Raw genomic sequence first — 13,532 nt, 5'->3', positions numbered from 1 at the left:
GACTCTCAATAGCTGTCTTTTTTATTTTTCATACGATTCGTACGAAAAAGGCATTCGCTGGATACACTGAAGACGAATAGACCTTATTCTAAAATATTTTAAGAAATGATGGGTTGAACATTGATATGAACTGGTTGGGACAATTACTAGGTAGCGATTGGGAGATCTTCCCCGCCGGAGGAGCTACAGGAGATGCATATTATGCGAAACATAACGGGCAGCAGCTTTTTTTAAAACGTAATAGCTCACCTTTTTTAGCTGTTTTATCCGCCGAAGGCATTGTTCCTAAGCTGGTTTGGACAAAACGGATGGAGAATGGGGACGTCATTACGGCCCAGCACTGGATGACCGGCAGAGAGCTGAAGCCGAAAGACATGAGCGGACGGTCCGTTGCTGAATTGCTTCGTAAAATACACACATCAAAGGCCTTGCTGGACATGCTGAAGAGACTTGGAAAGGAACCGTTGAATCCAGGGGCTCTGCTGTCTCAGCTTAAACAGGCTGTATTTGCTGTGCAGCAAACTTCGCCGCTGATTCAAGAAGGGATTACGTATTTAGAAGATCATCTGCATGAAGTGCATTTCGGTGAGAAAGTCGTTTGCCATTGTGATGTCAATCATAATAACTGGCTATTGTCTGAAGACAACCAGCTGTATTTAATTGACTGGGACGGCGCCATGATCGCTGACCCGGCGATGGATCTAGGGCCATTGCTGTACCACTACGTTGAAAAGCCAGCTTGGGAGAGCTGGCTGGGCATGTACGGCATCGAGTTAACGGAAAGCCTTCGGTTAAGAATGGCATGGTATGTGCTATCTGAAACAATCACTTACATTGCTTGGCATAAATCCAAAGGAAACGATAAAGAATTCCATGATGCAATGGAAGAACTTCATATGCTGATGAAGCGGATTGTTCAATAATCAGGAATATGAATCCATTTCCTCTACCCATTGAGACAAGCTGTTCTGATGCTCTTGTATGTGTGAGTCGATGGATTTGGACGATATTCCTGATTGGCTGTATCGGTACACATCTTCCAGCACGTTTTTTAAGTGTGAATCGATCTCGGTGTTTGCCATCAGCGATTTAATCACACGTTCAAGCTGTTCGTATTCGGCGACGGTTCCGCAGCAGTCTAATTGATGGTCGGTCAAAATGTCCTTCAATAGATCAACTTGATTCTCGTAATTTAAACCCATAAAACGGTACACATCCCTTCAGTATCTTACGGGTTAAATTGTTCAAAACAGGATGGTTTTATGCATGAGACACGAGTGTTCCGACAGACGGGAACCTCTTTTTTTATGTGAAGGCACACCTTTAAAAACAAGCTTGCGGGTCTTTTTAATTCATGGTATGTTGTTAGTCGAAATAATAGATAGAGGTGTCAATCATATGAGAATGCGCCACAAGCCTTGGGCTGATGACTTTTTGGCTGAAAACGCAGATATTGCCATCAGCAATCCTGCTGATTATAAAGGAAAATGGAATACAGTGTTTGGCAACGACAATCCGATCCATATCGAGGTCGGTACAGGAAAAGGGCAATTTATTTCCGGAATGGCCAAACAAAATCCCGACATTAATTATATTGGCATTGAGTTATTTAAAAGCGTCATTGTAACTGCTGTCCAGAAAGTAAAAGATAGCGAAGCGCCGAATGTGAAGCTTTTGAATATAGATGCGGACACGTTGACAGACGTGTTTGAGCCGGGTGAAGTCAAACGGGTGTACTTAAACTTTTCTGATCCTTGGCCGAAAAAACGCCACGAAAAACGCCGTCTCACGTATTCCCATTTTATCAAGAAATATGAAGAAGTGATGGGGAAAGGCGGAGCAATTCATTTTAAAACAGACAACCGCGGTCTGTTTGAGTACTCGCTGAAAAGCTTCTCGGAATACGGATTGCTGCTGACATATGTCAGTCTTGATCTGCATAACAGCGATATGGAAGATAACATCATGACAGAATATGAAGAAAAATTCTCAGCACTCGGCCAGCCGATTTATCGGGCTGAAGTTGAATGGAGAGCGTAAAACAGACTCTGACGCAGGAGTCTGTTTTTTTTATGCGCTGTTTGCTACGATGATGACAGGGGGGATGAAGATGGAAACGATGAAAATTGGAAACACGACGTTAACCTGGCTTGACGGAGGGGTGACTCACATGGACGGAGGAGCCATGTTCGGTGTTGTTCCAAAGCCGTTATGGTCAAAAAAATATCCAGTCAATGAAAAAAACCAGATTGAACTAAGGACAGATCCGATTCTTATTCAAAAGGACGGGAAAAACGTGATCGTCGATGCCGGTATCGGGTCCGGCAAGCTGACTGAAAAACAAAAAAGAAACTACGGTGTGACTCAAGAATCCAATGTGAAAACATCTTTAGCAGCGCTCGGATTAACAGTTGAAGATATTCACGTGATCGCCATGACACACCTTCATTTTGATCATGCGTGCGGATTGACGGAATACGAAGGCGATAATCTGGTTTCGGTTTTTCCAAATGCCGTTATTTACGCTTCATCTATTGAATGGTATGAAATGCGCCATCCGAATATCAGATCGAAAAATACCTACTGGAAAGAAAACTGGGAGGCTGTTGCCGCCCAAGTGAAAACCTTTGAAAACACCTGCACCATAACAGAGGGAGTTACACTGCATCATACCGGGGGCCACAGTGACGGCCACTGTGTTCTTGTATGTGAGGATGCGGGTGAAACCGCGGTACATATGGCGGATTTGATGCCGACACACGCCCACCGCAATCCATTATGGGTGCTGGCTTATGATGATTATCCGATGACCTCTATACCGCAAAAGCAAAAGTGGCAGGCGTATGCAGCGGAGAAAGACGCATGGTTTATTTTTTATCATGATGCCGAATATCGCGCACTGAAATGGGATGGGGACGAAAGGATTACAGAATCACTCAAACGAAAGAAACAATAGCATATTTTCATGTTTACCCTGCATGATTTCCGGCTAATAAAGCAAACCTAGTACTAATTATGCTCAGAAAGGAAGAGGCAGGGTGAAACAATTCGAAGTAACGAACGAAGGAGAAATTCAGACAACATTAAGAGGCCTTGAAGTACTCTCTGTTCCTTTTTTGAACAAAGGAGTAGCTTTTACAAAGGAGGAAAGAAAAGCGCTCGGATTGAATGGCTTTTTGCCGCCGAAGGTATTGACCATTGATGAACAGGCAAAAAGAGCGTACGAACAGTTTTCCTCACAGCCGGATGATTTAAGTAAAAATGTTTATTTGACAGCACTGCACGATCGAAATGAAACGCTGTTTTACCGTTTGTTAAATGACCACTTAGGAGAAATGCTCCCGATTGTATACACGCCGACAGTAGGTACGGCCATTCAGAGATACAGCCATGAATACAGGAAGCCGAGAGGGCTCTATCTGTCAATCGATGACCCGGAAGGGATGAGAGAGGCCTTTAAACAGTTTAAAGACAAAAGTGATGCCATTGATTTAATTGTCGCAACCGATGCTGAAGGGATTTTAGGAATCGGAGACTGGGGAGTAGGCGGTATAGCGATATCAATTGGCAAGCTTGCAGTATACACGGCAGCTGCGGGTATTGATCCAAGCAGAGTGCTGGCTGTCGTTTTGGATGCGGGCACAAATCAAGAGAGCCTCCTGAACGACCCGCTTTATGTCGGCAACCAGCATTCCAGAGTTCGCGGTGAACGCTATGACCAATTTATTGATGAATATGTCTCACTTGCGAGAGAGACATTCCCGAATGCGTTGCTTCACTGGGAGGATTTCGGAGCGAAAAATGCGCGCAGCATCCTGAAACGCTATAAAGATAAAGTATGTACGTTTAATGATGATATCCAAGGAACAGGTGCTGTCTCACTTGCGGCAGTTTTATCCTGTGCAAAAGCATCAAAAGTGCCGCTGAAGGAGCACAGAGTCGTGATATTCGGAGCGGGTACGGCCGGAATCGGAATTGCTGAACAGCTGCGTGAAGCATTGGTGCGCGAGGGGCTTAGTGAGGAAGAATCATACCAGCGCTTTTGGTGCATAGACCGGAACGGGCTGTTAACAGATGATATGGATCAGCTTCTTGATTTTCAAAAGTCTTATGCCCGTCAGGCTGATGAGGTGAAAGATTATCAGCGCAACGGCGAAGGCGGAGGTATTGATCTCCTTGAGGTGGTCCGTCAGGCGAAACCGACGATTCTCATCGGTACATCAACAGTTTCCGGTGCATTTACTGAAGAAATTGTAAAAGAAATGGCTTCACACGTAAAACGGCCGGCGATTTTGCCAATGTCGAATCCGACGACTCTTTCTGAAGCAAAACCGCAAGATTTAATTGAATGGACGGAAGGCCGTGCGCTTATCACGACAGGCAGTCCGTTCCCGCCTGTGGATTATAACGGCGTGACGTATCATATCGGACAGGCCAACAACGCACTTGTCTTCCCGGGGCTTGGGCTTGGTACAATTGTCACCAAATCAAAATTGATTACAGACAGCATGTTTGAAGCGTGTGCCCGTGCGATCGCAAGTATGGTCAATGTTGGAGTGCCTGGCGCACCGATGCTTCCGAAGGTGGAAGATTTACGGACTGTATCGGCAACGGTTGCAGTTGAAGTTGCTAAAACCGCCATTAAGGAAGGCGTGGCCACTGAAGAGCCTGAGGACATCATTCAGGCTGTGCAGGACGCGATGTGGTATCCGGTATACAAACCGATTCGAGCGATATAATATAAAGAGCCGCTGCATGGGCAGCGGCTCCTCTCTTTTACGCTTGTCCGGTGTTAAGACGCGATTGTATCAATGACATCTACAATTCTCCCCGTTTTCGCATCCACCATCACTTCATATTGCTCTAGTTCTCCAAAAGCTGACCGTGTAACACCGGTCTTGTACACCTGCACGGTTTCCCCATTCACATTGTAGGGCTCCGGCTGGGTATAGATCCATGATCCATCAATCGGCCCACGCTGTTTAAAAGCGGATTTTACGATACGAAGCGCTCTTTCTGAAGAAATATAAGGCTTCATCACATATTGTTTCACAACAACAGCCGTACAAATGCCAAGTCCTGCTCCTAAAAGAAGATGACGCAATTTCAAAATAAAGCACCTCCTGATTGATCGTACTTTCATTATACAGAAACCGCCAAATCCTGTTAAGCGATACGCGGCTCATTGAGCAGATTCAATCAGAGTGCTTGGAAAACAGAATTTTTTCTAATAAAATAAAAGAACTACATAGAAATGAGGGGAAAACATGAATCAAGAAACGAAAGCGCTTTTCCAAACACTGACGCAGCTTCCCGGAGCGCCGGGCAATGAGCATCAGGTCCGTGCGTTTATGAAGCAGGAGCTTGCCAAATATGCCGATGATATCGTTCAGGACAGACTGGGAAGTGTTTTCGGAGTCAGAAAAGGCGGAGAGGACGCGCCGAAAATCATGGTGGCTGGACATATGGATGAAGTCGGATTTATGGTGACATCCATTACAGATAACGGATTACTGAGGTTCCAAACGCTCGGCGGCTGGTGGAGTCAGGTACTGCTGGCGCAAAGAGTAGAAATACAAACAGATAACGGCCCTGTTCCGGGGGTTATTTCAAGCATACCGCCGCATCTGTTAACAGATGCTCAGCGAAACCGTCCGATGGATATCAAAAATATGATGATTGATATCGGAGCAGATGATAAGGAAGACGCCATCAAAATCGGTATTAAACCGGGCCAGCAGGTAGTCCCTGTATGCCCGTTTACCATTATGGCCAATGAAAAGAAAATATTATCAAAAGCGTGGGATAACCGGTACGGCTGCGGATTGAGCATTGAATTGCTGAAGGAATTGCAAGGAAAAGAACTGCCGAATACGCTTTACGCTGGCGCAACCGTTCAGGAAGAAGTCGGCTTAAGAGGCGCGCAAACAGCGTCTCATATGATCAAACCGGATTTGTTCTTCGCGCTTGACGCCAGTCCGGCAAACGACATGAGCGGCGATAAACAGCAGTTTGGGCAGCTTGGGAAGGGCTTTTTGCTGCGCATCCTTGACAGAACAACTGTTATGCACCGAGGAATGAGAGAATTTGTTTTGGATATGGCTGAAACGCATCAGATTCCATATCAATACTTTGTTTCCGGCGGCGGTACAGATGCAGGCAGAGTGCATATTTCAAACAGCGGCGTTCCGTCGGCAGTTATCGGAGTCTGCTCCCGCTACATTCATACAAATGCGTCTATTATCCATATTGATGATTACGCCGCGGCAAAAGAAATGCTGATAAAGCTCGTAACTGCCTGTGACAAGCAGACGGTTGAAGCAATTAAAGAAAATATGTAAAACCTGTAGAAAAAGCTTGTTGAGCAAGGCTTGTAAGCCATGTCGACAAGCTTTTTTCTTATTTTGTTTCAAATACATACGAAAGTGCTTTAATCGCTTGGTTCACCGTTTCAACGGTAATATTCGCTTTGTTTGAAAGCTCTTTTAATGGGTGATGGAGCGATTCAGGACGAATAATGATCAGGGGTTTACCTTTTGCGATAGCATAGGAAGCATCCATTGCTGTGTTCCATTGTTTGTACTTTTCGCCAAACAAGGCAATCACAAAGTCTGCTTTATTCATCAAGACAGCCGTTCTGAAGTTATTGATATCAGAAGCCTTGTCGTCCTTATAGACTGCGTTTGGCTGAGCGCCCATAATTTCTTCTCCGATATTGTCCGAACGGTCGTGGTGCTCCATCGGGCCGACAAACGTAATCGGAAGCTTCAGTGATTTTGTTTTCTCCTTGATTTCCTCACGCCAATTGCTATGGATTTCCCCGGCTAAATAGACGATAAACTCCAAACGGGATCCCTCCTTTTGTATGTCCATTTGTCAATTTTACCCTCATGTACAAAATGTTAAACGAAACGTGCTTGATAATGCAAATAAAATATGATAATGATAATGGGAAAGCTTATCTTACATATTCATTCGTTGCATATAAGTGGTTTTGCCGCAAGCAGTTTGGTATGATCCAAATGGACGAGTATCGATAAATTAACATGTAAGAACATAAACAACTGGAGGGATATGTGATGAAAAAAATCGAGACAACGCAAGAACTGGAAAAAGCGGTAAAGGATGATTGGGCTGTATTTATGTTTTCTGCCGACTGGTGCCCGGACTGCCGTTTTGTAGAGCCTTTTCTACCGGAATTGGAAGCAGATTTTCCTGAATTCACTTACTACTATGTAGACCGCGACAAATTTATTGATACATGCGCAGAGTGGGAGATTTACGGCATTCCAAGCTTTGTTGTGTTTAATGAAGGAAAAGAAGTGAATCGTTTTGTGAGCAAAGACCGTAAAACAAAAGAAGAAATTGAACAGTTTTTAACTGACTCTCTCGCAAAAGCGTAAAGGAGGATATCCGGTTTGAAAATGACCTCAAGGAAGCTGTCAGACATATTGAAACAGCGCCTTCAGCACGAGAATCGCTCCTTTTTATTTGACAGAGAAAAAGACACCCTCCGTGTTGAGGATGAAACAACTAAAAAAGGAATTACGCTTGACCTGCCGCCGATTATTGCAAAATGGGAACTGAAAAAAGACGAAGCCATTGACGAGATCGTTTATTATGTATCAGAAGCCATGGCAGCTATGGAAGGAAAGTCGCAGGAAATAACCGGGAAGGAAAGCCGTATTTATCCGGTCATCCGCTCAACCTCTTTTCCGGACAAGTCCAGCGAAGAGATTCCGCTTATTTATGACGAGCATACCGCAGAAACAAGAATTTATTACGCGCTTGATCTGGGCAAAACCTATCGTTTAATTGATCAGCGCATGCTGGAGAAAGAAAACTGGACGAAGGAGCGTATCAGAGAAACGGCTGCGTTTAACCTCCGCTCCCTGCCGACGGTTGTCAAAGAGGATACTGTTGCCGGCAATCTCTTTTACTTCTTCAGAGCAAACGACGGTTACGACGCCAGCCGGATTCTGAACGAAGCGATTTTAAATGAGTATAAACAAAATGCTAAAGGTGAGCTAGCGATCTCTGTTCCGCATCAGGACGTTCTGATACTTGCTGACATTCGGAATGAATCAGGGTATGATATTTTAGGACAAATGTCGATGAGCTTCTTTGCAGGCGGCACCGTTCCGATTACGGCGCTTTCTTTCCTATACAATGAAGGAAAGCTGGAGCCGGTGTTTATCTTGGCAAAAAGCCGTCCGAAAAAGGATTAGAAAGGATTTTTTACTTATGAACGCTTTTTATAATAAAGAAGGTGTGGGAGATACACTTCTGATCTCTCTAAAAGACGTAACGCGCGAGCAAGTAGGCTATGAAAAATACGGCGACGTTGTCAAAATTTTCAATAGCGAAACAAATGAAACGACGGGTTTTAACATCTTTAACGCGTCTTCATACTTAACCATTGATGAAAACGGCCCTGTTGCCCTTTCAGAAACATTCGTTCAAGATGTGAATGAAACGTTAAACAGAAACGGCATTGAAGAAACATTAGTCGTTGATTTATCGCCAAAGTTTGTCGTCGGATATGTTGAATCAAAAGAAAAACATCCGAATGCTGATAAACTAAGCGTTTGTAAAGTCAATGTAGGGGACGAAACACTTCAGATCGTGTGCGGCGCGCCTAACGTTGACCAAGGCCAAAAAGTTGTTGTTGCCAAAGTCGGCGCTGTGATGCCGAGCGGGCTTGTCATCAAGGATGCTGAGCTTCGAGGCGTACCGTCCAGCGGAATGATCTGCTCCGCAAAAGAGCTTGCATTGCCTGACGCTCCTGCTGAAAAAGGAATCCTTGTATTAGAAGGAGACCATGAGGCTGGAGACGCATTTCAGTTTTAGACTCCCATAAATACGCCGAAAAAATCGAATCATGTAAAAAAAGCCGCTAAGCTCTTGTTTAGCGGCTTTGTTTTGCTGAAAGCTTAATCTTTTCTGGGCCGACAAGCAGTGGTATACTAAAAATCGTCCCAGAAAACTATAAGGGAGTTAGAGATGACTTATGAGTTGGCTTCATAAATTTTTTGATTTGTTTTTAGGAGAGAGTGAAGAGGATGCTGAACGGGAGACAAAACCTGCTCAAGTTCCGAAACAGCAAGAATCGCATCACTCCGAAGGACAATTAAAACGATTGGAAGATCCTAAAATATATTACGAATATCCTAAAGGCAAGTTCCGTTTTCCGGTTGTGCCTGACGGATACCAAAAAAATGATTTGAGAAGGCGCCGCCCGCCATCGGAGGAACCGCAAGCCGCGCCTCGTTCGGGAGCTGCTCAGCACAGAGACCGCACAAATAATGAAAAAGAGCACCGTACATATGAAAAATCAGAGCCGGCCAAGAAACCGTTTAAACCGACAAATATCCCTTCGCCTGTATATGGATTTAATCAAAAACCATCTGTGAAAAAGGACATGCCGAAACAATCTGCGGAAAAAAAAGGTGAGCAAAAAAAGCCGGAACCTGTAGAAGAGAAGGTAACACTGCTTTCAGAAGAAATCGAACGCGAACGCAGCTATTCGATGCCGGACCGGCCGCCGCAGCAACAGAAGGAACCCCTCTTTTCACATGTCCGATTGGATGAAGAGCCTTCTGGCGTCCAAAAAAGTACGAATGAAACAATGGCAAAGCACTCAGCAGAGGAGCTGTCAGACAAAAAAATAACCGCTGGAGAAAAAATGGCTCCAAAAGCTGCTGAGATGCCGTCAGAAGAAACAGAGCAAATGAATGATCAGCAGGAAGAATCTTTCTTGCACGAAGAAACATCTTGGGAAGAGACTGTGACAGGTGCCGGAATGGAGGCAGAAACCCTGTCAGCCAACGGTGTAAATGCCCATGAAGAAGCTGTGCTAGAAACTGCTGACACCGTCTCGACTAAACAAACAGAGATCCAAGAGCCTGAAAAGGAAGAGCATTTCTTACCCGATGAGCGGTATGGGGAAGGGACTGTGACAGGTGCTGGAACTGAGGCGGAAGAGCCGTCAGCCAACGAAGGAAACGTTCATCCAGAAACTGCTGAAACCTTCTCAGCCCCAGCAGAACAAATGGAAATCCATGAGCATGAAAAGCCTCTCGTGCATAATGAACGATACGAGGGAGAGGCTGTGCCAGAAGCCCTGCAAGAAGCAGAGGAACAGTCAGACAGCGAAACAACTGTTCACGAAGAAAGCATTCCGGAAGCTGCATCAGCTCAAATGATAGAGGAAAACAACCAGCCTGGATCATCCGTGGCCCAGATAGAAGGTGATTCACAACCGGAACATAGCACAGAAGAGGGTTCTCCATCCTATTCTGCGGCGGATGATAGCCCTGCGGCAGAAAGACACACGGCTACAGCAGAACAGCAGAACAGAGCCAAGAAGTCTGGTGACAATCCTAAACGAAGTCCGGCACTTCAGAAGGGACCGTCTGTTCCTTTTAATGTTATGATGCTGAAAAGCGATACGCATAAACAGCAAAAAGCAGGGGAGCGCCGCGGAAGCTATGTGTTCCCGAATGTCTCACTGCTTGATGTGCCGCCAGCACAAGTTCAGGACGATGCTGCGTGGATAGAAGAGCAGCGTCAGCTCCTTGATTTAACTTTGAAAAACTTTAACGTTCGGGCCAATGTGGTTCATGTAACGCAAGGGCCGTCAGTCACAAGATTTGAAGTACACCCTGAACCGGGTGTAAAGGTAAATAAAATCACCAATCTGTCTGATGACATTAAACTCAGCCTGTCAGCAAGAGATATTCGAATTGAGGCGCCGATTCCGGGGAAAAACACGATCGGAATTGAAGTGCCGAACCGCACGAGCAAGGTTGTTGATTTGCGCCAGATGATTCGCAGTTCCGCTTTCAGGACGAGCACATCACCGCTTACGTCAGCACTTGGATTGGATATTTCGGGGAATCCTGTTGTCATTGATCTGAAAAAAATGCCGCACGGTCTTATCGCCGGAGCTACAGGATCGGGAAAAAGCGTGTGCATCAATACCATTTTAGTGAGTCTGCTTTATAAAGCTGATCCGAGTGAAGTGAAGGTGCTGCTGATTGATCCGAAAATGGTGGAGCTTGCGCCTTACAACAAGATTCCTCACCTTGTCAGCCCTGTCATTACAGACGCCAAAGCGGCCACAGCTGCTTTAAAATGGGTTGTTGAGGAAATGGAGCGGCGCTATGAACTGTTTGCCCATTCCGGTGTTCGCGATATTGATCGTTTTAATCAATTAACCTCCGATCACCAAACGGGCGAAAAACTGCCGTATTTAGTTGTGGTCATTGACGAGCTTGCAGATTTGATGATGGTAGCTCCAAATGATGTAGAAGAAAGCATTGCCCGAATTGCTCAAAAAGCAAGAGCCTGCGGAATCCATTTGCTTGTCGCGACTCAGCGTCCGTCAGTCGATGTCATTACCGGTCTGATAAAAGCGAATATCCCGACGAGAATTGCGTTTTCTGTCTCCAGCCAGGTTGATTCCCGAACAATCATAGACATGGCTGGTGCGGAAAAACTTCTCGGTAAAGGAGACATGCTCTTTTTAGAGAACGGTTCTGGAAAACCGGTCCGTCTTCAAGGCAACTTTGTATCGGACCGAGAAATTGACCGTGTTGTTTCCCATGTCAGAAACCAGCTGCCGCCAGCTTATTTGTTTGAACAAGAAGAATTGGTAAGACAAGGCTCTGCCTTAAAGGAAGAGGATGAACTGTTTTATGAGGCGTGTGAATTTGTTGTTGAGCAAAACAGTGCAAGCACGTCAAGCCTGCAAAGAAGATTCAGAATCGGATATAATCGGGCTGCAAGGCTGATTGATATGATGGAAGCAGAAGGTATGATCTCTGAAGCGAAAGGAAGCAAGCCTCGAGAGGTGCTGATCACTGCAAGTGATTTAATAAACGAATAATATAGGTTCATTTTCACAGCAAACATGGTATGATAATGGATAGATCATTAAACACCTATGCCGCTTTACAGCAGATGGGCATAGAAATTGTGATATACAGGTTTAATCGGAAAGAAATAACCGGATACTGAACATAACAAAAAATATAAGGATACGCCGCAGGCGGCTTTTCAGCCGCCGCGGTCGCAAATTGAAATGAACGTCATATACTGGGGAACAGATAGACGTTTGTTGGAGGTACAATTATGACTGTTTATCATTTTGTTGGAATAAAAGGGACGGGTATGAGTCCGCTTGCCCAAATACTTCATGATAATGGATATACTGTCCAAGGATCGGATATCGAAAAATTCATTTTCACACAAACGGCGCTTGAAAAGAGAAACATCACCGTCCTTCCTTTTAGCGCGGATAACATCAAACCCGGCATGACAGTTATCGCTGGAAACGCATTCCCAGACACGCATCCTGAGATTGAAAAAGCGCTGTCTGACGGAATTCCGGTGATTCGTTATCATAAGTTTTTAGGTGACTATATGAAAAAGTTCACCAGTGTCGCGGTTACTGGTGCGCACGGCAAAACGTCAACTACGGGGCTGCTGGCACACGTCATCCAAAACGCAAAGCCAACGTCTTTCTTAATCGGGGACGGAACAGGCGCAGGAAATGAGAACAGCGAATACTTCGTATTTGAAGCGTGTGAATACCGCCGTCATTTCTTAAGCTATCAGCCTGACTATGCAATTATGACGAATATTGATTTTGATCATCCTGATTACTTCTCTAATATTGACGATGTGTTTGACGCTTTTCAGGAGATGGCTCTTCAAGTTAACAAAGGCATTATTGCCTGCGGTGACGATGAGTATCTGCCGAAAATCCATGCGAACGTGCCTGTCGTTTATTACGGCACGGGAGAAGAAAATGATTTTCAAGCGAGAAACATCGTAAAAAGTACAGAAGGGACAACTTTCGATGTCTTTGTCCGCAATACATTCTATGACACATTTTATATTCCTGCGTACGGCCATCATAATGTATTGAACTCATTGGCGGTCATCGCGTTGTGCCATTATGAAGAAATTGACGCCAGTGTTATTAAGCATGGCCTCAAATCATTTGGCGGCGTGAAACGCAGATTCAATGAGAAACAGCTCGGAAACCAAGTGTTAATTGATGACTACGCTCACCATCCGACAGAAATAAAAGTGACGATTGAGGCTGCAAGACAGAAATATCCTGAGCGTGAAATTGTTGCGGTATTCCAGCCTCATACATTTACGCGGACACAGCAATTCCTTGATGAATTTGCAGATAGCCTGAGTGCGGCAGACTGTGTGTATTTATGCGATATCTTCGGGTCAGCCCGGGAAAACGCAGGGAAGCTGACGATCGGCGACCTGCAGGGAAAAATTAATAATGCCAAGCTGATTGAAGAAGATGATACATCTGTTTTAAAAGCTCATGATAAAGCCGTTCTTATCTTTATGGGAGCAGGAGATATCCAAAAATATATGAGAGCCTACGAAAACGTCATGGCATAATAAAAAGCAGTGATCTCACTGCTTTTTATTTATCTGAAGAGAAATCCTCTTAAAGGATTTTCAACTGGAATGGAGAATAATATGTATACAGCCCAACA

14 protein-coding genes are annotated in these 13,532 nt (G+C 44.9%); 11 read left to right on the top strand and 3 right to left on the bottom strand.

Features of this window, described 5'->3' with window-relative positions:
- Positions 1–125 precede the first annotated feature (125 nt).
- Positions 126–923: a phosphotransferase family protein gene (locus NSU16_RS14590; protein ID WP_168748543.1), complete on the top strand. Its 798-nt coding sequence runs from the start codon at positions 126–128 to the stop codon at positions 921–923.
- Here the strand turns inward: NSU16_RS14590 and NSU16_RS14585 are convergent, their stop codons facing one another.
- Positions 924–1,202: a YtzH-like family protein gene (locus tag NSU16_RS14585; RefSeq protein WP_010331520.1), complete on the bottom strand. Its 279-nt coding sequence runs from the start codon at positions 1,200–1,202 to the stop codon at positions 924–926.
- A 196-nt stretch (positions 1,203–1,398) separates the two neighbouring features.
- Between NSU16_RS14585 and trmB the strand changes: the two genes are divergently transcribed.
- The 3 genes from trmB (at position 1,399) to NSU16_RS14570 (ending at position 4,739) form a co-directional block, all read left to right on the top strand.
- On the top strand, positions 1,399–2,040 hold the full coding sequence (gene trmB / locus NSU16_RS14580) for a tRNA (guanosine(46)-N7)-methyltransferase TrmB (RefSeq protein WP_032731296.1): 642 nt from the start codon (positions 1,399–1,401) through the stop codon (positions 2,038–2,040).
- Positions 2,041–2,110: 70 nt separating this feature from the next.
- Positions 2,111–2,956, top strand: a complete 846-nt coding sequence (locus tag NSU16_RS14575) for an MBL fold metallo-hydrolase (protein ID WP_339191326.1) — start codon at positions 2,111–2,113, stop codon at positions 2,954–2,956.
- 82 nt (positions 2,957–3,038) lie between these two features.
- Entirely contained in the window at positions 3,039–4,739 is a 1,701-nt protein-coding gene (locus NSU16_RS14570; protein ID WP_339191323.1) for an NAD-dependent malic enzyme, read from the top strand.
- Positions 4,740–4,792: 53 nt separating this feature from the next.
- On the opposite strand, the gene NSU16_RS14565 is transcribed toward NSU16_RS14570, so the two are convergent.
- Positions 4,793–5,110 (bottom strand): PepSY domain-containing protein, encoded by a 318-nt coding sequence (locus NSU16_RS14565; RefSeq protein ID WP_010331516.1) that lies wholly within the window; start codon positions 5,108–5,110, stop codon positions 4,793–4,795.
- 157 nt (positions 5,111–5,267) lie between these two features.
- Here NSU16_RS14565 and NSU16_RS14560 point away from each other — a divergent pair, with 157 nt between their 5' ends.
- Positions 5,268–6,341 carry a M42 family metallopeptidase gene (locus NSU16_RS14560; protein ID WP_168748539.1) on the top strand — a complete coding sequence of 358 codons (1,074 nt, stop codon included), beginning with the start codon at positions 5,268–5,270 and terminating at the stop codon, positions 6,339–6,341.
- Between the two features lie 58 nt (positions 6,342–6,399).
- Here NSU16_RS14560 and NSU16_RS14555 read toward each other — a convergent pair whose 3' ends face one another.
- Complete coding sequence (locus tag NSU16_RS14555; RefSeq protein WP_010331514.1) at positions 6,400–6,846, bottom strand: YtoQ family protein; 447 nt, start codon at positions 6,844–6,846, stop codon at positions 6,400–6,402.
- A gap of 77 nt (positions 6,847–6,923) precedes the next feature.
- Between NSU16_RS14555 and NSU16_RS14550 the strand changes: the two genes are divergently transcribed.
- The 6 genes from NSU16_RS14550 to murC all read left to right on the top strand — a co-directional run bounded on the left by NSU16_RS14550 (position 6,924) and on the right by murC (position 13,434).
- The gene (locus NSU16_RS14550) at positions 6,924–7,040 is read left to right on the top strand and encodes a hypothetical protein (RefSeq protein WP_125825412.1); all 117 of its coding nucleotides are present in this window, start codon (positions 6,924–6,926) and stop codon (positions 7,038–7,040) included.
- Between the two features lie 39 nt (positions 7,041–7,079).
- Entirely contained in the window at positions 7,080–7,403 is a 324-nt protein-coding gene (locus tag NSU16_RS14545; RefSeq protein WP_010331513.1) for a thioredoxin family protein, read from the top strand.
- Positions 7,404–7,418: 15 nt separating this feature from the next.
- Entirely contained in the window at positions 7,419–8,228 is an 810-nt protein-coding gene (locus NSU16_RS14540) for a DUF1444 domain-containing protein (protein ID WP_026014592.1), read from the top strand.
- A gap of 16 nt (positions 8,229–8,244) precedes the next feature.
- Positions 8,245–8,850 carry a YtpR family tRNA-binding protein gene (gene ytpR / locus NSU16_RS14535; protein WP_268505286.1) on the top strand — a complete coding sequence of 202 codons (606 nt, stop codon included), beginning with the start codon at positions 8,245–8,247 and terminating at the stop codon, positions 8,848–8,850.
- A gap of 160 nt (positions 8,851–9,010) precedes the next feature.
- Positions 9,011–11,890 (top strand): DNA translocase FtsK, encoded by a 2,880-nt coding sequence (locus NSU16_RS14530; RefSeq protein WP_339191319.1) that lies wholly within the window; start codon positions 9,011–9,013, stop codon positions 11,888–11,890.
- A 245-nt stretch (positions 11,891–12,135) separates the two neighbouring features.
- Positions 12,136–13,434, top strand: coding sequence for a UDP-N-acetylmuramate--L-alanine ligase (gene murC, locus NSU16_RS14525; protein ID WP_339191315.1), 1,299 nt, complete (start codon positions 12,136–12,138; stop codon positions 13,432–13,434).
- Positions 13,435–13,532: the final 98 nt, after the last annotated feature.

The organism is Bacillus sp. FSL K6-1003 (genome assembly GCF_037964945.1).
In the GTDB taxonomy this organism is placed as follows: Bacteria; Bacillota; Bacilli; order Bacillales; family Bacillaceae; genus Bacillus; species Bacillus mojavensis.
Note: the sequence above shows the minus strand (reverse complement) of the source record. Positions and strands in the feature narration are given on the sequence as shown.